This window comes from Pseudomonas sp. B21-031 (assembly GCF_024748985.1).
Taxonomy (GTDB): Bacteria; Pseudomonadota; Gammaproteobacteria; order Pseudomonadales; family Pseudomonadaceae; genus Aquipseudomonas; species Aquipseudomonas kermanshahensis.
Genome location: NZ_CP087181.1, coordinates 2,052,138 through 2,073,416, shown reverse-complemented (window position 1 = coordinate 2,073,416; position 21,279 = coordinate 2,052,138). Strand labels below are relative to the sequence as shown.

Genomic DNA, 21,279 nt, shown 5'->3' with positions numbered 1-21,279 from the left:
GCCGGCAGTGTGCATGCTGGGGGTATTGCGGAAAAAGATGGGTACAATGCCGTTCACACCGGACATTCATTTCCGCAATCAGGAGAACGCAATGGACAGCCTCAGCGGCTTCGTGGTCTTCAACCGGGTGGCCGAAACCCGCAGTTTCGTGGCTGCCGGCCAGTCGTTGGGCATCAGTGCTTCGGCCGTGGGCAAGCGCGTGGCGCGGCTGGAAAGCCGCCTGGGTGTGCGCCTGTTCCACCGCAGCACACGCAGCATTACGTTGACGGCCGAAGGCACGCTGTTTCTTGAACGCAGCCGCCGCATCCTGGCTGAGATCGAGGCCACCGAGCAGGCCCTGTCACAGGCCAGTGAAACCCCGCGCGGCCGGCTACGCGTGAGCCTGCCCCAGGTCACCGGGCTGGTCATGCCGGCGCTGGCCGACTTCATGGCGTTGTACCCTGAGGTTGAGCTGGACCTGGAGTTCACCGACCGCATGGTGGATATCGTCGGTGAAGGTTTTGATGTGGTGATGCGCGGCGGTCAACCCGTGGATTCGCGCCTTAATGCCAAGTTCCTCGGCCACTTCCAGCATCGCTTGGTGGCATCGCCCGAATACCTGTGCGAACGCGGCACGCCCACCCACCCCCGCGACCTGAGTGCACACACCTGCCTACACTACCGCTTCCCCAGCAACGGCAAGCTGGAAACCTGGCCGCTGCGCCAGGAGCACCCCGACCAAGGCTATGACATCCCCATTTCGATGGTATGCAACCACGTCGAGACACGCATCTGCTTCGCCCTCAACCACCGCGGCATCACCTGCCTGCCAGACTTCAGCGTGCGCCGCGAGCTGGCGGCTGGCACGCTGGTGACGGTACTCGACAGTTTCATGGAGCGGCGTGGCAGTTTCTACCTGTTGTGGCCGTCGGGGCGCCAGGTGCCGCCCAAGCTGCGGGTGTTCATCGATTTCATGCTTGAGCGGGTATTCCCCGGCAGCCCTCAACCGTACAAATAGTTGATGTCCTTGTAGGCCAACGGCGGCACCTGGCTGATCAGAAAATCACGCAGTTTGTGCATCTGCCGGGCCTTGGGGCTGGATTTCAGCCAGGTCATGTAATACCCGTCACCGGTGGCCACCGCGTGCTTGAACGGCGTCACCAGCCGCCCTGCCGACAGGTCGGAGCTGGCCAGCACCAGGTCCACCACCGAGATACCCAGGCCTTGCTGGGCCGCCGAAATCCCCTGGTCGAGGGTATCGAAAACCTGCCCCTGGTCGATGCTGATATCCAGTGCGTCCATCCGCGCCAGCCAGCGTCGCCAATCGCGACGGTCCGGCGACGGGTGCAGGAACTCGCATTGGCGCAGGTCGGCAAGGTCGGGCTGGGCTTGCACCATGTAATCGGGGTGGCACACCGGGATCAGCCATTCATCGAACAGCTTGAAGCTCTCGACATCGGCGGGGAAACGGCCGTTGGCCAACAGGATGGCGCAGTCGTAGGGCTCCGAATAGAAGTCCACGCTGTCGATGTCCATCCACACGCTCGACAGTTGCACGCTGCTGCTGTCATCGAGCTTCTTGAAGCCGTCCAGGGCCCTGAGCAACCAGCGCATGGTGAGCGTGGATGGCGCCTTTAGACGCACGCCATAACGGTCCTGTCGCAGCAACGCGCAGGCGTTCTCGATGATCTTGAAGCCGACCTTGAGCTCTTGTGACAGCAAGCGCCCGTGCTCGGTCAGGCTCAGTTTCGGCCCACGACGCTCGAACAGGTCGCAGCCGAACATGGCCTCGAGGGTCTTGATGTGGTGGCTGACCGCCCCTTGGGTCAGCGCCAGCTCCTCCGCCGCACGGGTAAAGGAGCCATAACGAGAGGCCACCTCGAAAGCACGCAGGGCGTGCAAGGCCTGAATCCGTTCCGACATGGCGACGTCCGAAGCATGAGTGAGACTAATAGTAGGTCATAGTTCCACGCGTTTTACAACGTTAAGTCTGTCTCAGAAAATGCGGGTAAATAATAAAGATTACCAACGATTCTGCCTGCATATGACTGGAACGTTACTTAATTAGATGCCTGGGGAAATCATGTTTACGGGTTATGGAAACTGCTATCGCCTGGATGCGCTAGAGCTGGCCGCTGAACATGTGCGGAACACGCAACATTGGACGTACAAAACCATACAACATTTTCGCAGCATTCTCGCCAACCCCGAATTCCCCTGCCTGTTTGGCCGCAAGGCAGTCGCCAGCGAGACCTGCCACATCCTCTTCGCCCGCGCCGAACAACTGGCCGACGACATCGCCCAGGGCCTGGCTGACTACGTGCGCACCATCACACCGATCCCTCTCAAGCAGCGCATCGGCAGCCCATTGGTGGTGTTTCTCGAAACCGCCAGCGAATACACCCTTGCCGAGCAACAGGCGCTGGCCTGGAAAGTTTTGCAGGGCGTGCACGCGCGCGACCCGCACCCTTGGCCACAGGCGATGCCGACTGACCCCCACGACACGGGCTGGTCGTTCTGCTACGCCGGCATGCCGCTGTTCATCAACATGAACTTCCCAGGCCACCAACAGATGAAAAGCCGCAACCTGGGGCCGCACATCACCTTCGTCATCAACCCGCGGGAAAACTTCGACGAAGTGGCCAACGCCAGCACCGAAAGTGGCAAGCGTATCCGTGCCCGCATCCGCGAGCGCGTACAGCAATACAACAACGGCATCATGCCCGACACCCTTGGCGCGTTCGGCGATGCCGACAACTACGAGTGGAAGCAGTACCAGCTACAGGAGGCGGGTTCGCTCAACCCGTCGCGCTGCCCGTTCCACGCCCATGTAACAGCCGACACACTGATCGAGAATTGACCGTGAATACCGCACTCACCGCCACCTATGCCCTGACCGTCCTGCTGCTGATCGCCACCCCTGGCCCAGTGGTGGCACTGATCGTCAACACCGCTGCCGCCTCCGGGTCGCGCAAGGCCATGTTCACTGCCGTGGGGACCAACTGGGCGTCCCTGGTACTGATTGGCGCGGCGGCCTGGATCATCCTGACCAGCGCGGCCATCGACAAGGCCTGGCTCAGCGGCATGAGCCTGCTGGGCTGCCTGTTCATCGGCTACATCGCCGTGGGCACACTCAAGGAAGCCCTGCAGGCGCCCACCCCTGAGTCGGCGAGCGAAGCGCCTGGGCCTGGGCGTGGCGGCCTGCTGCAAGGGTTCATGGTGGGTATCTCCAACCCCAAGGACATCATCTTCTTTATCGCCTTCTTCCCTCAGTTCATCCAGATCACCGAGTCGTTCGGCAAGAGCATGGTGGTGCTGTCGCTGCTGTGGGTGGCCATCGATTTTGCCGTGCTCAGCCTGTACATCTTCGCCATCGGCAAGATCGCTTCGCAGCGCAGCAATCGCGTCATCAGCCTGGCGTCGGGCGTTGCCCTGCTACTGATCGCGGCCGGCGGCCTGCTGTACAACCTTAAGGAACTGGCGGCCTGAGCCGGATGCCTCGCAAGGAGTGCCCATGAGATCGACCGACACGAGCACAGATGTTTTGGGCCTTCCTTCGCCGCTGCAACAGGACTACCAGCGCTTTCTGCAACTGGGCAGCCGCCGTGCGCCACACGCCTTGCACATCCACGAGAGCGGCTACCGCTCGGGCACCATCAACACCGATGCGCTCGGCCTGCGCTACAGCCACTGTGCCGGCAAGCGCTTCTCGGCGGCCGAGCGCGGCACGGCGCCGCGCATCAACCTGTTGGTGGGGGGCTCCACCGCCTTGGGCGTCGGTGCCAGCAGCGATGAGCACACGGTGGCTTCGCACCTGTCGATGCTGACCGGCGAGGTCTGGCTGAGCCTGGCAGGCTGCGGGCTCAATGCTGGCCAAGAGCTGCTGATGTTCCTCACTCACCAGCACCGCCTCGGCCAGCTCGGCCACGTGGTGGTGCTCAGCGGCCTCAATACCTTGGCCCATGAGGCCCTCTACGAAATCCTCGCCAGCCCCCGCGAGGCGCATCACGTCACAGGTTTTCAGGAAGCCTTGAACAGTTTCAGCGATGGCATGCCGCCTGCCTCGCCCCCCCGCCAGCAATCGCTTTGGCGGCGCATCGGCCAAGCCTTGGCCGCACCTCCTCCCGCGCCTCCAGCCGCCCAGCCGCTGTCGCCCCCTGAGAAGCGCCTGGCCCGCGCGGCCGACAGCATCGGCCGCACCCTGCGCCAGTGGGAGCGGCTGCTGGCAGACAGCCACGCCACCCTCACCTTCATTCTTCAGCCGCTGCTGCCCTGGTGCCGAGAAACCCTGCCGGCGGGCGAGCAAGCCATGCTGGCGGCGTTGGCGCGGCAGCCCGCGAACTTCGAGCGCCTGCTGGACGGGGTCTTCGACAGCCACTTGCACACGGCCTTCTTTCGCCGCATCAAAGACCAGGCCGACCCGGTAGCCTGCTATGACATGAACAGCATGCTCAGCAGCTCACCCGTGTTTGGCGCCGACCTGTTCGTAGACCGCCTGCACCTCAACGACCTGGGCAACAACGCACTGGCCAAAGTCATTACCGCCAAGCTTGGCCTGGCCCAGGAAAAACACGCTCAGCGCAAGGTCACGCCTATCAAGCTCGTCTGACAGTTGCCCGCCGGTCTTCCGGCGAGGCCCCTTGGGTGGCTAGAATACGTCGTCGTTCCGATTCGCCCGAGGCGTACCTGTACCTGTGATGAACATCCAAGCCGTGCATCAACCACTGGCCGCCTGTCGTGACTGCCCGCCCCACGAGGCCTGCCTGTGAGTCGTGTGGCAACCCTGTCGCCGTTGGTGATCGCCTTGATGCCACTGACCGCGCAAGCGCTCGACGTGCGCATCGACCCTCATGCCGACTTGCTCTACCGCCAGGCCCTGCCCTTGCTCGAGCAGGCCGACAGCCAGGACGACGGCGCCAGCTCACTGCGCACTGCCGTGGGTAGCGACCCGGAGCTCACCCGCCAGGGCCAGGCCCTGGCGCACACCTTGCCCACCGCCGTGGCACTGCTGAAAAAGTCGGTGGAGCTTGGCCACCCCGTGGCCCAGTACCGGCTGGCGCTGTACTACATGACCTACCTGCCGGTGGCCCAGATCCCGGACGCTGCCTGCCCTTTGCTGGAGGCGAGCCTCAAGCAAGGCTTCGCGCCCCCGGCACCGGCCATTGCCACCTGGTGCCCGCCCTACAACGCCAGCGCAGACTATCGCGCTGCGTTGGAGGCGATCCCAAGCATGGCCCCCCAATACGCGCCCTACTACCCACAGCCCACCACGCGACTGGCCTGCAACCGCAGCCAGCCGCAAGGCCTGAACATGCAGTGGGGGCGCCAGCGGGACTACCAGGCCGAGGTGTACCGGGTGCTGGCCGACCTTGACCCTGGGCATCGCCAGGCTTTGCTGCAAAAGGCCGTGGACATCAACGGATGTTCGACCGCGCAGCGCTGGTTGACCCGCCATCGATAGCGGCCAACCGACAAACCAGCAAGATCGTTCAAGCCATCGCCCGCCGCACTCTGGCATGCTGCCCAACCGAGTACACGCGTTGCAGCCAACCATGCCCCACAGCCCACACATCGCTCGCCAAGCCTTTGTTCACGGCGCCATCGCCATCCTCCCACTTTCCCTGGCCGTCGCCCCCTGGGGCCTGCTGGCCGGCTCCATGGCCATCGAAGCCAACCTGAGCGCCTGGCAAGGCCAGGGGCTGTCGGCCATCGTCTTCGCCGGTGCCGCACAACTGGTGGCGATCGGCATGCTCAAGGGCGGCGCCAACCTGGCGTCGATCCTGCTCACCACCTTGCTGCTGACATCGCAGCACCTGCTGTACGGCCTGTCCATGCGCCCGGTGCTGTCGAACCAGCCGCTGCGCTGGCGGTTGGGCCTGGGCTTTTTGCTGACCGACGAGTTCTTTGCCCTGACCAGCCATTACGACCAGCAGCAGTTCAATCGCTGGTATGCGCTGGGTGTGGGCCTGACCTTCTACATCGCCTGGAACCTGTTCACCTTGGCAGGCATCGTCCTTGGCCAGAACATCCCGCACCTCGACCAGTTGGGCCTGGACTTCTCAATTGTCGCCACCTTCGTCGCCCTGATCGCGCCACTGGTGCGCAACCGGGCCACAGTGGTGTGCGTGGCCGTGTCGCTGTTCTGCTCGGTCCTGTTCAGTGCCTGGCACTGGGAAACCGCCCTGGTGGCCGCTGGCCTGCTCGGCATGGGCGCCGGCTTCATTTGCCAAAAGTGCTTTGGAGGCCGCGCATGACCTGGTTACTGATTTTCGCCATGGGCGCCATCGTGTTTCTCAATCGCTATGCGTTTCTTGAACCGCGCCTGCCCTTGCGCCTGAGTTCCAATGCCCGGCAGTTTCTGGGCTTCGCGGTGCCGGGCATGCTCACCGCCATCTGCGGGCCGATCATCTTCATGCCTGACCACCAGCTGAACCTGAGCCTGCTCAACCCTTATCTGCTGGGCTCGGTGGTGGCCGTCATCTTGGTGCTGTTGACCCGCAGCGTGTTGCTGAGCATGCTGGTGAGCATGTTGATTTTCTTCCTCCTGCGCAGCTGGCTGGCATGACCACGCCCCTGCGCGAGCAGACGCACCTGTGGCAGGCGCCGGCGCTGGGCGACGTCGAAATGCTGCACGCGCGCTACTTCCAGCAGCGTTTCGCCCCGCACGTGCACGAAGGCTACGTGTTCACCGTGATCGAGTCGGGCGCCCAGCGCTTCTGGCATCGCGGCAGCGAACACCTGGCCCCGGTGGGCAGCATGGTGCTGATCAACCCCGACGAACTGCACACCGGCGCCACGGCCCACGAAGCCGGCTGGCGCTACCGCGGTTTCTACCCAGAACATGAGCGGGTAACAGGCGTGCTGGAGGAGCTGGAACTGGGCCGCCATGGCATGCCCACCTTCAAGGACAGTGTGATCCAGGACCCGGCCCTGGCGCTCGCCTTCAGCCAGTTGCACCAATTGTCCGAAGCAGCGGCCAGTGCCCTGGAACAGCAGACCGCCTGGCGCCATGCCGTGCTGGCCCTGGTGCAACGCCATGGGCAATGCGCCGAACCCGCCGCCCCCGGCCATGAGCCGCAGGCGGTGGCCCGCGCCCGCGAACTGCTGGAGAGCCAGCTGGCCGACCCGCCATCGCTTGAAGCCCTGGCGGCGGCGGTCAACCTGTCACCCTTCCACTTCGCCCGGGTGTTTCGCCAGGCCACCGGCCTGCCGCCCCATGCCTGGCTCAAGCAACGGCGCCTGGCCCGTGCCCGTGAGTGCTTGAAGCGCGGCCAGGCGGCTTCGGAGGTAGCGTTTGCGCTTGGGTTTGCCGACCAGAGCCACTTGAGCCGGCAGTTCAAACAGGCTTATGGGGTAACCCCAGGGGCATACCGCATCGCCTGCTTGCCAGGCTGACACCCTGCGACACCCGGCCCCAGGCAAGCTTGCTGGCCACTGCTACACTGACAGGGCTGAATTGGAGGATCCTGCCATGTCCGAAAGAGAGCTCACCACCCTCATATCGCTGATGAACCAGCGTCAGGCCTGCCTGAGCAGTGCCTGCAAGGAAATTGCCGACTGGATCGACCGGCAGGGCGATGTGCCCGCCGCCGGCAAGATCCGCGCGAGTCTAAAGGCCCTGGAGGCCGACGAAGCCCAGGTACGCAAGACCTTGACCTCGCTGACCCTCGACAGGCCATTGCCGCGTTTTCGTAGCTGAATGAATTGGGGCCGCTATGCGCGGCCCCAGCTGTATCAGTGATTCATGTGCATGTGGTCATGCCCACCGCCTGCCTCGGCGTTGAGCGGACGCACTGGCGCTTGCACCTGCAGCGTTTCCTTGCCGCCCTTGGCATCTTCGATGACCAGGGTCAGCGGCACCTGCTCGCCTTCCTTCACCTGCTGGTTCAACCCCATCAGCATCACGTGCAAGCCGTTCGGGTCCAGGGTGACTGCTTTGCCAGCCGGCAACTCGACGGCCTTGACCTCGCGCATGCCCATCACGTCGCCGTTCATGGTCATTTCATGCACTTGGACGGTCTTGGCGACAGGCGATTGAACACCCACCAGCTTGCTGTCGCTGCTGGCCGTCAGGGTCATGAAGGCACCGGTGGACTGCTGGTGCGGCACGCTGGCGCGCACCCAGGCATCACTCACGGTGGTCTGGGCCAGGGCTGGCAGGGCAAAGCCCAGCAGGGCGATGGCGGCCAGGCCGCGTTTGATCGGTTGCAGTGAAACAGCCATTAGCAAATCTCCATCAGGGTGACCAGGTCTTCAGCGCATTCCTTGGCATTCAAGGAATGGCCCAGGCTCAGGCGCAGGGTGCCACGCGTATCGTAGACGTAGCTGGTGGACGAATGAGAGATGGTGTAGGTATCCCCGGCCGGGACCTTCTCGTAGAACACCTTGAACTCTTTGGCCACCTCGGCGATTTCTTCGGGGGTACCCGTCAGCGCGGTGAACGAGGGGTCGAACGCTTTGACATAAGCGTCGAGTACTTCGGGGGTGTCGCGCTCCGGGTCCAGGGTAATGAACACCACCTGGAACAAGTCACGGTCGCGGCCCCTGAGCAACTGCCTGATTTGCGCCGCCCGCGCCAGCGTGGTCGGGCAGACCGCCGGGCACTGGGTGAAGCCGAAGAAAATCATCGGCATGCTGCCGTAGAAGCTCGACAGGGTACGCGGGTTGCCTTGGGGGTCCTTGAGGTTGAACTTGCGCCCAAGGATTTCGTTGCTCATGTTCTTGCCGTACTTGAACTCAAGACCCCGGGCCGGGCTGCAGCCAGCCAGCAGGCCAAGCCCGAGAACGCCCATCCCGGCGACAACCGCGCGCCGGGTATACAGATCATTCATGGAACTATCCTTTACAGGCCATCCTTTACAGGAAAGGTACCGGCCCTTGGGACGGGCCAGCCGAAAAACCGGGGCATTCTTACATGACACCCCAAGTGCTTCTACCCGACGAAGGCGCAGATGGCCTGCAGCCCTTTGAATACGGGCTGCGGCCTGTTGTCGCAGGGGTTGAACTCGTAACAGTTTGTTGCTAAGGAAGCGGCGAACCCTGGTATCAGTAGTATGCGTTTTCCTTCTGGGTGTGGTCGGTCACATCGCGCACACCTTTGAGCTCCGGAATACGCTCGAGCAGGGTGCGCTCGATGCCTTCCTTCAGGGTCACGTCGGCCTGGCCGCAGCCCTGGCAACCGCCGCCGAACTGCAGCACAGCGATGCCGTCGTCGACCACGTCCACCAAGCTTACCTGGCCGCCATGGCTGGCCAGGCCCGGGTTGATCTCGGTCTGCAGGTAGTAGTTGATACGCTCGTTGATCGGGCTGTCTTCGTTGACCATCGGCACCTTGGCGTTCGGCGCCTTGATGGTCAGCTGGCCGCCCATGCGGTCGGTGGCGTAATCGACCAGCGCGTCTTCAAGGAAGGGTACGCTGACTGCATCGAGGTAAGCGGTGAAGCTCTTCAGACCCACGGCGGTGTCGTCAGGCTTCTCTTCGCCCGGCTTGCAGTAGGCAATGCACGTCTCTGCGTACTGGGTGCCTGGCTGGGTGATGAAAATGCGGATGCCGATGCCGGGCGTATTCTGCTTGGAGAGCAGATCGGCCAGGTAATCATGGGCGGCGTCGGTAATGGTTATAGCGCTCATGGAAGTTCCTCACAGACTTGCGGCCAAGTGTACGCCAACCTGGCCCTTGTACAAAGTCCTAGTATTTAACTCGGGAAAGCGCATACGCCGGCGCCTGCCCCCGTGGCGCCGCCAGCCAGGCCTGCATCCGCCGATACAGGCCGCGCTCCAGCCACTGGTAGCTGAACCACGACATTAGTCCAATGGACGGCACGCACAGGGCAAACACCAGGTACGGGTTCAGGTGCAGCCGCTGACTGGCGAACCAGCCGGCATACAGCACCAGCACGTGGATCAGGTAGACCGAATACGAACAGTCGCCCAGCGCCTTGAGCAGCCGGTTACCCGCGAACAACGGCTCCAGGGAGACAAAGGCTAGCACCACCAGCGCGCTTGGCAGGCCCCAGTGCAGCAGACGCTGGGAGGCGTCGAGGTGGTAGATGGCATACCCCGCCACCGCGAGCAACGCCAGGGGCGTCCAGATGCCCTCGCGGATCAGGCCGCGCCGATACAGCACACCCAGGCCGATGCCGAGCAGGAACTCATAGATGATGTCGTTGTTGTAGAAGCGGCTAAGCACACCCAGCCGCCCCAGCACTTCACTCACCAGCAGCAGCGCGACGGTGACCAGCAGCAACTGATGGCGTTGGCGGACCAGGAATGCCAGGCCGAACAGCAGGTAGAAGAACATCTCGAAGTTCAGCGTCCAGCCCACGTTCAAGGTCGGATAAAGGCCATACCCGCCAGGGTTTTCTGCTGGCACGAACAGCAGCGACAACAGCAGGTGGTGCCAGTCGAATTCCTGGTGCGGCATCCAGCGGCTGGCCGCCAGCAGCAGGCCCGCCATGACCAAGGTGTAGAACCAGTACGCCGGGACGATGCGCAGCACCCGGTTGAGCAGGAACTGGCGGGGTTCGATGGTTTTGTCGCGGGTGGAGAGGTAGATAACCAGGCCGCTGATGACGAAGAAGATGTCGACGCCGACAGCGCCCCGGTCGGTGAGCAGTTGGCCGATGGGCCCGCTGGCCTTGAAGTCGAAGAAGATCTGCATGAAATGGTGGCAGACCACCACCCAGGCGGCGAACGCCCGCAGTGCCTGAAGCGAATACAGCATGAAATACCCTGCGATTGCCGGTGCATTGAGGCCTCGGCGAGCGCTTCGCACTCGTTCGCGGGCAAGCCCGCTCCCACAGGGACCACGCAAAACCTGTAGGAGTGGGCTTGCCCCACGATTGGGCTGCAAAGCAGCCCCCGGACCACCCAACCTTTCCGACCGCAGTTGTTTCGGAAAGGTCAGGTTGGCCGATCAGAGGTTCTCGTAGCGGTTCATGTCCAGCACACCCGCTTCCACTGGCTGGGTCTCCTTGATGTAGCTATTGAGGTCATGGAAGTACTGCCAGAACTGCGGATGGCTGCGGCGCACGCCCCAGCGCATGACGATGCGCTCGAATTTGCCGGCATCATCACGCGCATACTCCATGTCCTCGACAAACTCGGGCACATCCTCGGCCGGAATATTGAAGATGAAGTTCGGGTAGCTGCTGAGCACGCCTGGGTACAAGGTCAGGGTGTCCAGCCCCGGCTGATAGCGGTAGGCCTCGCCCAGCAGGAAGGCAACGTTGCTGTGCGCACGGTTGCGCAGCAAGCTGTACACCTGGCGCTGGCCGCCCTGCCCTTCGATACGCAGCATCGTCGCCTCAGGCAGTTGGTTGATGACCTTGAGCCCGGCGGCCGGGCGCGATACCAGGCGGCTGAGCGACTGCTCGACATTGCGGAACGCTTCGTTCATCTGCGGCCGCGAGCAGTACGCCCCCTGGCAGCGGTTGATCGGGTCAGGCGCCGCATTCAGGCTGCCGGTACGCTGTACCAGCTTGAGCCCGAAGTCGCGTTTTGGGTTAACCGGGTCCAACTTGATGCCGCTTGGGGTGTCAGTGTCGATGTCCTCGTAATCGAGCCACATCTTCACCTTGCCGCTGTTCTGGTACCAGTCGCTGAGGATCGCGCCACGCTGGTCGGCCGGCATCAGGCGCAGGAAGTTGACCTCCGCGCCGTTGCGGATCAGGTCGAAGTACAAGCGGGTCTGCAACTGGTGCGAAACGTTGCCGAACACATCGAAGTTGACGGCCAACTGGTAATAAGTGCGCTCGAACAAGGGGTAGTCGAACAGCCACACGGTGAGCGGCACATCCCCGATCAGGCCCTTGGTCACCGAGGCGCTGTCAAAGTGCCTGAAAATGCTCAGCAGTGCATTGTCGTTACCGGCCCACAGCGTCGACCAACCCGGCGCTGGCATTTCGGCATAGGCTTCGCGGCGCAGTTTTTCGTATTCGTTGCGCTTGTCGCGGTAGGCATGCCAGAGGCCCAACACACTGCCCACGTCGTCGATCTGCCCCGGCATGGCCAGCAGCGGCGTGGCCTCGCCACGGTATTGGGCATCGGTGATGTAGCGGTCGTGCGCCGGCTCCTGGAACAGCGCCCAGAAGTTGTCGCGGATCACGTCGGTTGCAATCTGCCCACGGCACACCGGGCCACGGATGAAGGTGCGCACGAAGTACTCGGCGTTGTCCAGCATGAACTGGTAACGCGCCACTGCGGGGATCGCCTCGAAGGTCTCGAACGGGTTGGCCCGGTGGCGCGGGCCATAGCCTGGCAGCGCGGAGGCATGCCAGTCACCCGCGTAGAACAGTTGCTTGACCCGCTTGAGCTTCTGCGGCCCCATTGGGTAGGTGATGTGCGTCTTGTGCACGATCACACCCTGCACCGGCATCAGCCGGTAGTAGAAGTCGGTGCCCGGCGGGTCGTTGGGGCGTCGGGTCGCGATCACGTCGACCGGCTGGCCACTGGGCGTGCGGGAACGCACCCACTGGAAGAAGTGGCCCTGCTCCCCGCCGACGAAGTAGATGTGCGCAAGGAACAGGTGCTCGTAAAGCCAACGGCCAACTAGCGCCTCGGTCGAACCCGGGCGGTTGAGCAGCTCTTCCCAGTCGGCAATCTGCTTGGCCTCGACCGCACTCGGCTGAATCGGCTGGTACTCCACCGGCGCGCCAGCCGCCAGCCAGCGTTGCAGGGTGGTGTACTCCTGATCGGTCAGGCCGGTGACCGCCAGCGGCATGCCTTCTTTAGGGTGCGCGCCGGCATAGGCGTCGAACTCATGGGGCAAAGGGCACATGTTGTTGCGGTTGATGCCCAGGACGATGTCCTCGGGCAGCTTGGCATTGGGCGTAAGCGGCGTCTTGTGCCCCAGCTCGAGCATGCGCGCCATCAGCGCGGCCTGGCTGCCCTGGCCGTCGAGCACCGAGTAAAAGCCCTTCTTGCGCCACTCGCCTTCGCTGTGGGCATCGTAGAACAGCCGCGTGGTCGGCACCGCCGCGCTGCGGTCACCCTGGTACACCGGCACCTTGGTGGCCCCCCGCACCGCGCCCTCTGGGCTTTCCAGCTTAAGCTGGCAGGCCGCGTCGTTGCAGGCATGGCAGGCCACGCACTTCTCGGTGAAAATCGGCTGGATATCCCGGGTGTAGGAAATAGCCGGGCTCGATTGGGCAGCCTGCCCGAAGGTCGCGCCACTGATGAGCAAGGCGAAAACGCCCGCCCAAGCACGAATACAACGATGCACCATGTGCGGAAAGTCCTGGTTCTTGAAAGCCATCACGATTGCCTGGTCGTCCTTGGGTGCTTGTGTGCCAACATGAGCTAAATTCATGCAAATGGGCAGTGCGCCTAAAAACCGCGCAGCTTTGTTATGATTCGGCACCTTCTGATATTCGCCCGACCAGGTAGTTCCTATGTCCGACCGCAGCGCTCGTCTCCAAGCACTCCAGCACGCACTCAAAGAGCGCATCCTGATCCTCGACGGCGGCATGGGTACTATGATCCAAAGTTATCGCCTCGAGGAACACGACTATCGTGGCACGCGCTTTGCCGATTGGCCAAGCGATGTGAAAGGTAACAACGACCTGTTGCTGCTTAGCCGCCCCGATGTCATCGCCGCGATCGAGAAAGCCTACCTGGACGCTGGCGCCGATATTCTCGAAACCAACACCTTCAACGCCACGCAGATTTCCCAGGCCGACTACGGCATGGAATCGCTGGTCTACGAGCTGAACGTCGAAGGCGCGCGCATCGCCCGCCAGGTGGCCGACGCCAAGACCCTAGAGACGCCGGACAAACCGCGCTTCGTCGCCGGCGTGCTGGGCCCGACCAGCCGCACCTGCTCGATTTCCCCGGACGTCAACGACCCCGGCTACCGCAACGTCACCTTCGACGAGCTGGTGGAAAACTACATCGAGGCCACCCGCGGCCTGATCGAGGGCGGCGCCGACCTGATCCTGATCGAAACCATCTTCGACACCCTCAACGCCAAGGCAGCGATCTTCGCCGTGCAGCAGGTGTTCGAGGATGACAACGTCGAACTGCCGATCATGATCTCCGGCACCATCACCGACGCCTCGGGCCGCACCCTGTCGGGCCAGACCACCGAAGCCTTCTGGAACTCGGTGCGCCACGCCAAGCCGATTTCCGTCGGCCTCAACTGCGCCCTCGGCGCCAAGGACCTGCGCCCCTACCTGGAAGAGCTGTCGACCAAGGCCGACACCCACGTCTCTGCGCACCCCAACGCCGGCCTGCCCAACGCCTTCGGTGAGTACGACGAAACCCCGGCCGAAATGGCCGCGGTGGTCGAGGAGTTCGCTGCCAGCGGCTTCCTTAACATCATCGGCGGCTGCTGCGGCACCACCCCGGGCCACATCCAGGCCATCGCCGAGGCGGTTGCCAAGTACAAGCCACGTGAGATCCCGGAGATCGCCAAGGCCTGTCGCCTGTCGGGCCTGGAGCCGTTCACCATCGACCGCCAGTCGCTGTTCGTCAACGTGGGCGAGCGCACCAACATCACCGGTTCCGCCAAGTTCGCCCGGCTGATCCGCGAAGAGAACTACACCGAAGCCCTGGAAGTGGCCCTGCAACAGGTCGAGGCCGGCGCCCAGGTAATCGACATCAACATGGACGAAGGGATGCTCGACTCCCAGGCCGCCATGGTCCGCTTCCTCAACATGATCGCTGGCGAGCCGGACATCTCCCGCGTGCCGATCATGATCGACTCCTCCAAATGGGAAGTGATCGAGGCGGGCCTCAAGTGCATCCAGGGCAAAGGCATCGTCAACTCGATTTCCATGAAGGAAGGCGTCGAGCAGTTCAAGCACCACGCCCGCCTGTGCAAGCGCTACGGCGCCGCCGTGGTGGTGATGGCCTTCGACGAGGTCGGCCAGGCCGACACCGCCGCGCGCAAGAAGGAAATCTGCAAGCGCAGCTACGACATCCTGGTCAACGAAGTCGGCTTCCCGCCAGAAGACATCATCTTCGACCCGAACATCTTCGCCGTCGCCACCGGCATCGAAGAGCACAACAACTACGCTGTCGACTTCATCGAAGCCTGCGCCTACATCCGCGACCACCTGCCCCACGCCTTGAGCTCGGGCGGTGTGTCCAACGTGTCGTTCTCGTTCCGCGGCAACAACCCGGTGCGTGAAGCGATCCACTCGGTGTTCCTGTTCCACGCCATCCGCAATGGCCTGACCATGGGTATCGTCAACGCCGGCCAGCTGGAAATCTACGACGAGATCCCGGCCGACCTGCGCAACAAGGTCGAGGACGTGGTGCTCAACCGCACCCCGGAAGGTACCGATGCGCTGCTGGCCATCGCCGACGACTACAAAGGCGGCGGCGCCACCAAGGAAGTTGAAAACGAAGCCTGGCGCTCGCTGCCGGTCGGCAAACGCCTGGAACATGCCCTGGTCAAAGGCATCACCGCGCACATCGTCGAAGACACCGAAGAGTGCCGCCAGCAGTGCGCGCGCCCGATCGAAGTCATCGAAGGCCCGCTGATGAGCGGCATGAACGTGGTCGGCGACCTGTTCGGTGCCGGCAAGATGTTCTTGCCGCAGGTGGTCAAGTCGGCGCGCGTGATGAAGCAGGCCGTGGCGCACCTGATCCCGTTCATCGAAGCCGAAAAAGGCGACAAGCCCGAAGCCAAGGGCAAGATCCTGATGGCCACGGTCAAGGGCGACGTGCACGACATCGGCAAGAACATCGTCGGCGTGGTGCTGGGCTGTAACGGCTACGACATCGTCGACCTGGGCGTGATGGTGCCGGCCGAGAAAATCCTGCAGACCGCACGCGACGAGAAATGCGACATCATCGGCCTGTCCGGCCTGATCACCCCGTCGCTGGACGAGATGGTCCACGTTGCCCGCGAAATGCAGCGCCAGGGCTTCAACCTGCCGCTGATGATCGGTGGCGCGACCACCTCCAAGGCGCACACGGCGGTGAAGATCGAGCCCAAGTACAGCAACGACGCGGTGATCTACGTCACCGACGCTTCGCGCGCCGTCGGCGTCGCGACCCAATTGTTGTCCAAGGAGCTCAAGCCCGGCTTCGTCGAGAAAACCCGCCAGGATTACGTCGAAGTGCGCGAGCGCACCGCCAACCGCAGTGCCCGCACCGAGCGCCTGAGCTACGCCAAGGCCATCGCGGCCAAGCCGCAGTATGACTGGGCGAGCTACCAGCCAGCCGTGCCCACCTTTACCGGCGTCAAGGTGCTGGAAGACATCGACCTGCGCACCCTGGCCGAGTACATCGACTGGACGCCGTTCTTCATCTCCTGGGACCTGGCCGGCAAATTCCCGCGCATCCTCACCGACGAAGTGGTCGGCGAGGCCGCGACGTCGCTGTACAAGGACGCCCGCGAGATGCTCGACAAACTGATCGACGAGAAACTGATCAGTGCCCGCGCCGTGTTCGGCTTCTGGCCGGCCAACCAGGTCGCCGATGACGACATCGAAGTCTATGGCGATGACGGCCAGCCCCTGGCCACCTTGCACCACCTGCGCCAGCAGACCATCAAGCCTGACAACAAGCCAAACTGGTCGCTGGCCGACTTCGTCGCACCCAAGGACAGCGGCATCACCGACTACGTCGGCGGTTTCATCACCACCGCGGGCATCGGTGCCGAGGAAGTGGCCAAGGCCTACCAGGACAAGGGCGATGACTACAGCTCGATCATGGTCAAGGCCTTGGCCGACCGCCTGGCCGAAGCCTGCGCCGAATGGCTACACGAGCAGGTGCGTAAAGAGCACTGGGGTTACGCCCGCGACGAGCACCTGGACAACGAAGCGTTGATCAAGGAGCAGTACAGCGGCATCCGCCCTGCCCCCGGCTACCCGGCCTGCCCGGACCACACCGAGAAAGAAACCCTGTTCCGCCTGCTCGACGGCACGGCCATTGGCGAGACAGGCCCAAGCGGCGTGTTCCTGACCGAACACTTTGCGATGTTCCCGGCGGCGGCGGTCAGCGGCTGGTACTTTGCTCATCCGCAGGCGCAGTACTTTGCCGTGGGCAAGGTCGACAAGGACCAGATCGACAGCTACAGCGCGCGTAAAGGCCAGGAGGTTAGCGTGAGTGAGCGTTGGTTGGCGCCGAACCTTGGGTACGACAGCTAAGACCGTTCTAGCCTGACTGACCTCTTCGCGGTCAAGCCCGCGCCTACAGGGATTTACGCGTCCCTCCTGTGGGAGCGGGCTTGCCCGCGAAGAGGCCAGCAAAGCCAACACCCCTTCCATTGCCTACACTGTCCCTGATTGCCTCCGAATACCCAGGAGCCCCCATGGACGACTCAAGCCAAGGCAAGCCCCCCACCTTCTGGCAAATGCTGCACAGCATCCTCGCCGCCGCCTTCGGTGTGCAGAGCGGCAAGAACCGCGCACGCGATTTCACCCACGGCAAAGCCAGCCATTTCATTGCGATGGGTACCGTGTTCACCCTGCTGTTCATTCTGATACTGATCGGCCTGGTGCAATTGGCCATGCACCTGACCGCGCGTTGAGCCCATGAAAACGCCTGCGGGAATCCCTCCCGCAGGCGTTTTGGCTGCATCACGGTCTGAATGGCAGTCTACTGGTGGCTGACCCAATACACGGCGGTGACCACCACCAGGACGATCAAGCAAAGAATCGCCCAGGCATCGACACTGCTGTCAGCTTTGCGGACCTTGGTTGAGTTTCCCATTGCATTGCCTCTTGTTGTGGTTATGGGAATGCACTTCACCCTCAGCAGTTAAGACGAGCAATGCCCTTTCCTCAAGCAAGGTCTTTTGTCCGGCGACGGGCGACGCTCAGGCTTTGGCAAGGCCTGCATCCCTCGCCAAGGCCGCCAAGTGGCAATGCGTTCAGTAATCCATGGGTGCGGTCAGAAACGGGTACGTGTAGTCAGCCGGGCGCCCTTCAGCGCTGTAGGGCTGAAAATCGACACCATGATCAGCCTGCTCGAGCAACTTGAGCCAGCGCCGCGCCTTTGCCTGGTCAATCGACTGCAGCGCGGGCACGCTGTGCTCACGCAGGCCATCGCGATTCACCACCAGCCCACGCGCATCGTCGTGCAACATGACCATGGCCCAGCCACCCAAGGTGAAGTGCCCACCCATCAACACCCCAAGGCGCCCGTCAACCCGCGCCCGCAACGCCTCGGGCGAACTGTTGACGGCGCTGAACACGGCATCGCGCCCTGGCATGCGCCCAGCCGCCTCGAATGCCTGCATGGCGCCGAAGGCCATCTCATCGTTGGCCGACCACACAAGCGTGGTATCCGGGTAACGCTGCAGCAACACACGCGCCTGCTCGAAGGCGCGCTCACGGCTCCAGCCGCCATACACCACCTGGCGCAGGCGCACCTGTGGGAAGTCGGCCAAGGCGCGGCGCATGCCCGCTTCACGCTGTTGCGAGGCCGGCGTGGTTTTGACCCCGGCGAAGGCCACCAGGTCCACTGGATCGTCAGTGCGCGGCAGCAAGGCAACCATCTGGTGCAGCATCTGGTAACCGGCCTGCTCGTCGTTGGTGGTCAGCGTGCCCAGCACCTGGGGATACTTCTCGGGCTGCGCCTCGATGCTTTGTGCCTGGCTGGCCGTCAGCCCGTTGTTGACCAGAAACAGCTTGACCCCGGTCCCCTTCGACAGGCGGATGATTTCCGGCGCCACATACTGTTCGTTGACCAGCACCAGATAGTCCGGCCGCTGCGGGCCCTTGAGCAGCGCCCGTGCCTGGCTCAGGGTTCGCTCGGCATTGCGCTCGCTGTATTCGACCCGCAGCGTCATGCCCAGGTCGTCCGCCGCTGCCTGCATGAAGCGCGCATAACTGACCCAAAATGTCTCGGTGGACAAGCCTGGGTTAAGGAACACGACGGAAGCAGCCTGCGCATTGGCTGCCAACGGCAGGCTCAGGCACAAGCTTTGGCAAAGCGCCTTGAGCATGCGGTTACACCCCTTGCAACAAACCCGCGAGTATAAACCCACGGCACCGGCGGACGAACAAATGCCAGTCAGTCTCACTTAGTTCGTTTGGTTCTTTTCATATGCAAAAACATCACTTTAGCGCATAAACACACTCTGATATCGTTCCCCAGCTCCGAACCGGAGTGCGCGGCCGTGCGCGCGAATAGCTGCATGCAGCCTGAGACAGGACTTTTATGTACGTATACGACGAGTACGATCAGCGGATCATCGAGGACCGCGTCAAGCAGTTCCGTGATCAGACCCGCCGCTACCTGGCCGGGGAGCTGAGCGAAGAAGAATTCCGCCCTCTGCGCCTGCAGAACGGCCTTTATATCCAACGTTTCGCCCCGATGCTGCGTGTCGCCGTGCCTTATGGCCAGCTGAACGCGCGCCAGGTCCGCACACTGGCCAAGATCGCTCGCGACTACGACAAGGGCTATGCCCACATTTCCACCCGCCAGAACGTGCAGTACAACTGGCCGGCGCTGGAAGACATCCCAGACATCCTCGCCGAGCTGGCCACCGTGCAGATGCACGCAATCCAGACCAGCGGCAACTGCCTGCGCAACACCACCACCGACCAATTCGCCGGTGTTGCTGCGGATGAAATCATCGACCCGCGCCCATGGTGCGAGATCGTCCGCCAGTGGACCACCTTCCACCCGGAATTCGCCTACCTGCCGCGCAAGTTCAAGATCGCCATCAACGGCTCGAAAGAAGACCGCGCGGCCATCGAAGTGCACGATATTGGCCTGGAGCCGGTGCGCAACGCAGCGGGCGAGCTGGGCTTCCGTGTACTGGTTGGCGGCGGCCTGGGGCGTACCCCGGTGGTCGGCTCGTTCATCAACGAGTTCCTGCCTTGGCAGGACCTGATCAGCTACCTCGACGCCATCCTGCGCGTGTACAACCGTTACGGTCGCCGTGACAACAAGTACAAGGCGCGGATCAAGATCCTGGTCAAGGCGCTGACGCCTGAAGTGTTCGCCGAAAAGGTCGAGGCCGAAATGGTCCACCTGCGCGGCGGCAACAGCACCCTGACCGAAGACGAAGTACAGCGTGTTTCGCGCCACTTCGTCGACCCGGACTACCTGGCCCTGGACAACGTCGACTACAGCGCCCAGGACGCCGAAGCCCCCGGTTTCGCCCGCTGGCGCTCGCGCAACACCCGCGCCCACAAGCGCCCTGGCTATGTGGCCGTGACCTTGTCGCTCAAGCCCACCGGCGTTGCCCCTGGCGACCTGACCGACAAGCAGCTGGACGCCGTGGCGGACCTCGCCGAGCGCTACAGCTTCGGCTTCCTGCGCACCTCGCACGAGCAGAACATCATCCTCGCCGACGTCGAGCAGCGCCAGTTGCACGCCCTGTGGCTGGAGCTGCGCGAAGGTGGCTTTGCCACGCCGAACATCGGCCTGCTGACCGACATCATCTGCTGCCCGGGCGGTGACTACTGCTCGCTGGCCAATGCCAAGTCGATCCCGATCGCCGAATCCATCCAGCGCCGTTTCGACGACCTGGACTACCTGTTCGACATCGGCGAGATCGACCTGAACATCTCCGGTTGCATGAACGCCTGCGGCCACCACCACGTGGGCCACATCGGCATCCTTGGCGTCGACAAGAAAGGCGAGGAGTTCTACCAGGTGTCCCTCGGCGGCAACGCTGCGCGTGACGCGAGCCTGGGCAAGATCCTCGGCCCATCCTTCGCCCAGGACGCCATGGCCGATGTGATTGAAAAGCTGATCGCCGTGTACGTAGAACAGCGTACCGAGGAAGAGCGTTTCATCGACACCTACCAGCGTATCGGCATCGACCCCTTCAAGGAACGCGTCTATGCAGCGAATCATTAAAAACAACCAGATCGTCGACGAAACCTGGCACCTGCTGCCCAAGGAAACGTCGTTCGACGAGTTGACCAACTGCGACGACTACATCGTCCCGCTGCAACTGTGGCGCGACCATGCCCACGTGCTCAAGGCCCGCGACGGCGGCCTGGGCATCTGGCTGGACAGCGATGAAGAAGCGGAAGAGATCGGCGAAGACGTGCAGCACTTCCAGGTCATCGCCTTGAACTTCCCGGCTTTCACCGACGGGCGCAGTTACTCCAACGCGCGCCTGCTGCGTGACCGCTACAAATTCACCGGTGAGCTGCGCGCCATTGGCGACGTGCTGCGCGACCAGTTGTTCTTCATGGCCCGTTGTGGCTTCGATGCGTTTGCCATCCGTGCCGACAAGGACCCGGAAGACGCACTGCAAAGCCTGAAGGACTTCTCGGTGACCTACCAGGCCGCAGCCGACCAGCCGCTGCCACTGTTCCGCCGCCGCTGATCTTCATCATCCCTGGCCCGCGCTCTAGCGGGTCAGGAGTGTTGTTGCACACC

At 63.0% G+C, this 21,279-nt stretch carries 20 protein-coding genes; 13 read left to right on the top strand and 7 right to left on the bottom strand.

Going from position 1 to position 21,279, the window contains the following annotated elements:
- The first annotated feature begins 91 nt into the window (after positions 1-91).
- Positions 92-997 (top strand): LysR family transcriptional regulator, encoded by a 906-nt coding sequence (locus LOY53_RS09345; RefSeq protein WP_099453522.1) that lies wholly within the window; start codon positions 92-94, stop codon positions 995-997.
- Here LOY53_RS09345 and LOY53_RS09340 read toward each other — a convergent pair.
- A complete protein-coding gene (locus LOY53_RS09340; RefSeq protein ID WP_252827342.1) occupies positions 982-1,902 on the bottom strand; it encodes a LysR substrate-binding domain-containing protein in 921 nt (306 codons plus the stop codon). The two genes, LOY53_RS09345 and LOY53_RS09340, sit on opposite strands and share 16 nt — an antisense overlap.
- A gap of 160 nt (positions 1,903-2,062) precedes the next feature.
- Here LOY53_RS09340 and LOY53_RS09335 point away from each other — a divergent pair, with 160 nt between their 5' ends.
- From LOY53_RS09335 to LOY53_RS09300, 8 genes are all read left to right on the top strand, one after another.
- Positions 2,063-2,839 carry a YqcI/YcgG family protein gene (locus LOY53_RS09335; protein ID WP_252827341.1) on the top strand — a complete coding sequence of 259 codons (777 nt, stop codon included), beginning with the start codon at positions 2,063-2,065 and terminating at the stop codon, positions 2,837-2,839.
- A 2-nt stretch (positions 2,840-2,841) separates the two neighbouring features.
- Positions 2,842-3,468 (top strand): LysE family translocator, encoded by a 627-nt coding sequence (locus LOY53_RS09330; RefSeq protein WP_099453521.1) that lies wholly within the window; start codon positions 2,842-2,844, stop codon positions 3,466-3,468.
- A gap of 25 nt (positions 3,469-3,493) precedes the next feature.
- Positions 3,494-4,588 carry a hypothetical protein gene (locus LOY53_RS09325; RefSeq protein WP_252827340.1) on the top strand — a complete coding sequence of 365 codons (1,095 nt, stop codon included), beginning with the start codon at positions 3,494-3,496 and terminating at the stop codon, positions 4,586-4,588.
- Positions 4,589-4,744: 156 nt separating this feature from the next.
- The gene (locus LOY53_RS09320) at positions 4,745-5,440 is read left to right on the top strand and encodes a sel1 repeat family protein (protein ID WP_252827339.1); all 696 of its coding nucleotides are present in this window, start codon (positions 4,745-4,747) and stop codon (positions 5,438-5,440) included.
- A gap of 91 nt (positions 5,441-5,531) precedes the next feature.
- Positions 5,532-6,233, top strand: a complete 702-nt coding sequence (locus tag LOY53_RS09315) for an AzlC family ABC transporter permease (RefSeq protein ID WP_252827338.1) — start codon at positions 5,532-5,534, stop codon at positions 6,231-6,233.
- A complete protein-coding gene (locus LOY53_RS09310) occupies positions 6,230-6,544 on the top strand; it encodes an AzlD domain-containing protein (RefSeq protein WP_099429890.1) in 315 nt (104 codons plus the stop codon). Before LOY53_RS09315 ends, LOY53_RS09310 begins: the two co-directional genes overlap by 4 nt.
- A complete protein-coding gene (locus tag LOY53_RS09305; protein ID WP_252827337.1) occupies positions 6,541-7,374 on the top strand; it encodes an AraC family transcriptional regulator in 834 nt (277 codons plus the stop codon). The genes LOY53_RS09310 and LOY53_RS09305 overlap by 4 nt, the downstream gene beginning before the upstream one ends.
- 76 nt (positions 7,375-7,450) lie before the next feature.
- Positions 7,451-7,678, top strand: coding sequence for a hypothetical protein (locus LOY53_RS09300; RefSeq protein ID WP_027593874.1), 228 nt, complete (start codon positions 7,451-7,453; stop codon positions 7,676-7,678).
- A 35-nt stretch (positions 7,679-7,713) separates the two neighbouring features.
- On the opposite strand, the gene LOY53_RS09295 is transcribed toward LOY53_RS09300, so the two are convergent.
- From LOY53_RS09295 to LOY53_RS09275, 5 genes are all read right to left on the bottom strand, one after another.
- A complete protein-coding gene (locus LOY53_RS09295) occupies positions 7,714-8,202 on the bottom strand; it encodes a copper chaperone PCu(A)C (RefSeq protein WP_252827335.1) in 489 nt (162 codons plus the stop codon).
- Entirely contained in the window at positions 8,202-8,810 is a 609-nt protein-coding gene (locus LOY53_RS09290; protein ID WP_027593876.1) for an SCO family protein, read from the bottom strand. The genes LOY53_RS09295 and LOY53_RS09290 overlap by 1 nt, the downstream gene beginning before the upstream one ends.
- 214 nt (positions 8,811-9,024) lie before the next feature.
- Positions 9,025-9,609: a Fe-S biogenesis protein NfuA gene (gene nfuA, locus LOY53_RS09285; RefSeq protein WP_012271640.1), complete on the bottom strand. Its 585-nt coding sequence runs from the start codon at positions 9,607-9,609 to the stop codon at positions 9,025-9,027.
- Between the two features lie 58 nt (positions 9,610-9,667).
- A complete protein-coding gene (locus tag LOY53_RS09280; protein WP_258703898.1) occupies positions 9,668-10,702 on the bottom strand; it encodes an acyltransferase in 1,035 nt (344 codons plus the stop codon).
- 192 nt (positions 10,703-10,894) lie between these two features.
- On the bottom strand, positions 10,895-13,234 hold the full coding sequence (locus LOY53_RS09275; protein WP_408981357.1) for a fatty acid cis/trans isomerase: 2,340 nt from the start codon (positions 13,232-13,234) through the stop codon (positions 10,895-10,897).
- A 136-nt stretch (positions 13,235-13,370) separates the two neighbouring features.
- On the opposite strand from LOY53_RS09275, the gene metH reads away from it, so the two are divergent.
- Together metH and LOY53_RS09265 are read left to right on the top strand one after the other, a co-directional pair.
- Complete coding sequence (metH, locus tag LOY53_RS09270; protein WP_258703897.1) at positions 13,371-17,078, top strand: methionine synthase; 3,708 nt, start codon at positions 13,371-13,373, stop codon at positions 17,076-17,078.
- Positions 17,079-17,242: 164 nt separating this feature from the next.
- Positions 17,243-17,461, top strand: a complete 219-nt coding sequence (locus tag LOY53_RS09265) for a DUF2970 domain-containing protein (protein WP_085273248.1) — start codon at positions 17,243-17,245, stop codon at positions 17,459-17,461.
- Between the two features lie 342 nt (positions 17,462-17,803).
- Here the strand turns inward: LOY53_RS09265 and LOY53_RS09260 are convergent, their stop codons facing one another.
- Complete coding sequence (locus LOY53_RS09260) at positions 17,804-18,880, bottom strand: ABC transporter substrate-binding protein (RefSeq protein ID WP_252827332.1); 1,077 nt, start codon at positions 18,878-18,880, stop codon at positions 17,804-17,806.
- A 215-nt stretch (positions 18,881-19,095) separates the two neighbouring features.
- Here LOY53_RS09260 and LOY53_RS09255 point away from each other — a divergent pair, with 215 nt between their 5' ends.
- On the top strand, positions 19,096-20,748 hold the full coding sequence (locus LOY53_RS09255; protein ID WP_258703896.1) for a nitrite/sulfite reductase: 1,653 nt from the start codon (positions 19,096-19,098) through the stop codon (positions 20,746-20,748).
- A complete protein-coding gene (locus LOY53_RS09250; protein ID WP_099453512.1) occupies positions 20,732-21,226 on the top strand; it encodes a DUF934 domain-containing protein in 495 nt (164 codons plus the stop codon). The genes LOY53_RS09255 and LOY53_RS09250 overlap by 17 nt, the downstream gene beginning before the upstream one ends.
- The last annotated feature ends 53 nt before the right edge of the window (positions 21,227-21,279 follow it).

Excerpts from the sequence above, each read along its gene's own strand:
- LOY53_RS09345 (WP_099453522.1), top strand. The coding sequence starts at position 92 with ATGGACAGCCTCAGCGGCTTCGTGGTCTTCAACCGGGTGGCCGAAACC.
- LOY53_RS09340 (WP_252827342.1), bottom strand. The coding sequence starts at position 1,902 with ATGTCGGAACGGATTCAGGCCTTGCACGCCCTGCGTGCTTTCGAGGTG.
- LOY53_RS09335 (WP_252827341.1), top strand. The coding sequence starts at position 2,063 with ATGTTTACGGGTTATGGAAACTGCTATCGCCTGGATGCGCTAGAGCTG.
- LOY53_RS09325 (WP_252827340.1), top strand. The coding sequence starts at position 3,494 with ATGAGATCGACCGACACGAGCACAGATGTTTTGGGCCTTCCTTCGCCG.
- LOY53_RS09315 (WP_252827338.1), top strand. The coding sequence starts at position 5,532 with ATGCCCCACAGCCCACACATCGCTCGCCAAGCCTTTGTTCACGGCGCC.
- LOY53_RS09310 (WP_099429890.1), top strand. The coding sequence starts at position 6,230 with ATGACCTGGTTACTGATTTTCGCCATGGGCGCCATCGTGTTTCTCAAT.
- LOY53_RS09305 (WP_252827337.1), top strand. The coding sequence starts at position 6,541 with ATGACCACGCCCCTGCGCGAGCAGACGCACCTGTGGCAGGCGCCGGCG.
- LOY53_RS09300 (WP_027593874.1), top strand. The coding sequence starts at position 7,451 with ATGTCCGAAAGAGAGCTCACCACCCTCATATCGCTGATGAACCAGCGT.
- LOY53_RS09295 (WP_252827335.1), bottom strand. The coding sequence starts at position 8,202 with ATGGCTGTTTCACTGCAACCGATCAAACGCGGCCTGGCCGCCATCGCC.
- LOY53_RS09290 (WP_027593876.1), bottom strand. The coding sequence starts at position 8,810 with ATGAATGATCTGTATACCCGGCGCGCGGTTGTCGCCGGGATGGGCGTT.
- nfuA (WP_012271640.1), bottom strand. The coding sequence starts at position 9,609 with ATGAGCGCTATAACCATTACCGACGCCGCCCATGATTACCTGGCCGAT.
- LOY53_RS09280 (WP_258703898.1), bottom strand. The coding sequence starts at position 10,702 with ATGCTGTATTCGCTTCAGGCACTGCGGGCGTTCGCCGCCTGGGTGGTG.
- LOY53_RS09275 (WP_408981357.1), bottom strand. The coding sequence starts at position 13,234 with ATGGCTTTCAAGAACCAGGACTTTCCGCACATGGTGCATCGTTGTATT.
- metH (WP_258703897.1), top strand. The coding sequence starts at position 13,371 with ATGTCCGACCGCAGCGCTCGTCTCCAAGCACTCCAGCACGCACTCAAA.
- LOY53_RS09265 (WP_085273248.1), top strand. The coding sequence starts at position 17,243 with ATGGACGACTCAAGCCAAGGCAAGCCCCCCACCTTCTGGCAAATGCTG.
- LOY53_RS09260 (WP_252827332.1), bottom strand. The coding sequence starts at position 18,880 with ATGCTCAAGGCGCTTTGCCAAAGCTTGTGCCTGAGCCTGCCGTTGGCA.
- LOY53_RS09255 (WP_258703896.1), top strand. The coding sequence starts at position 19,096 with ATGTACGTATACGACGAGTACGATCAGCGGATCATCGAGGACCGCGTC.
- LOY53_RS09250 (WP_099453512.1), top strand. The coding sequence starts at position 20,732 with ATGCAGCGAATCATTAAAAACAACCAGATCGTCGACGAAACCTGGCAC.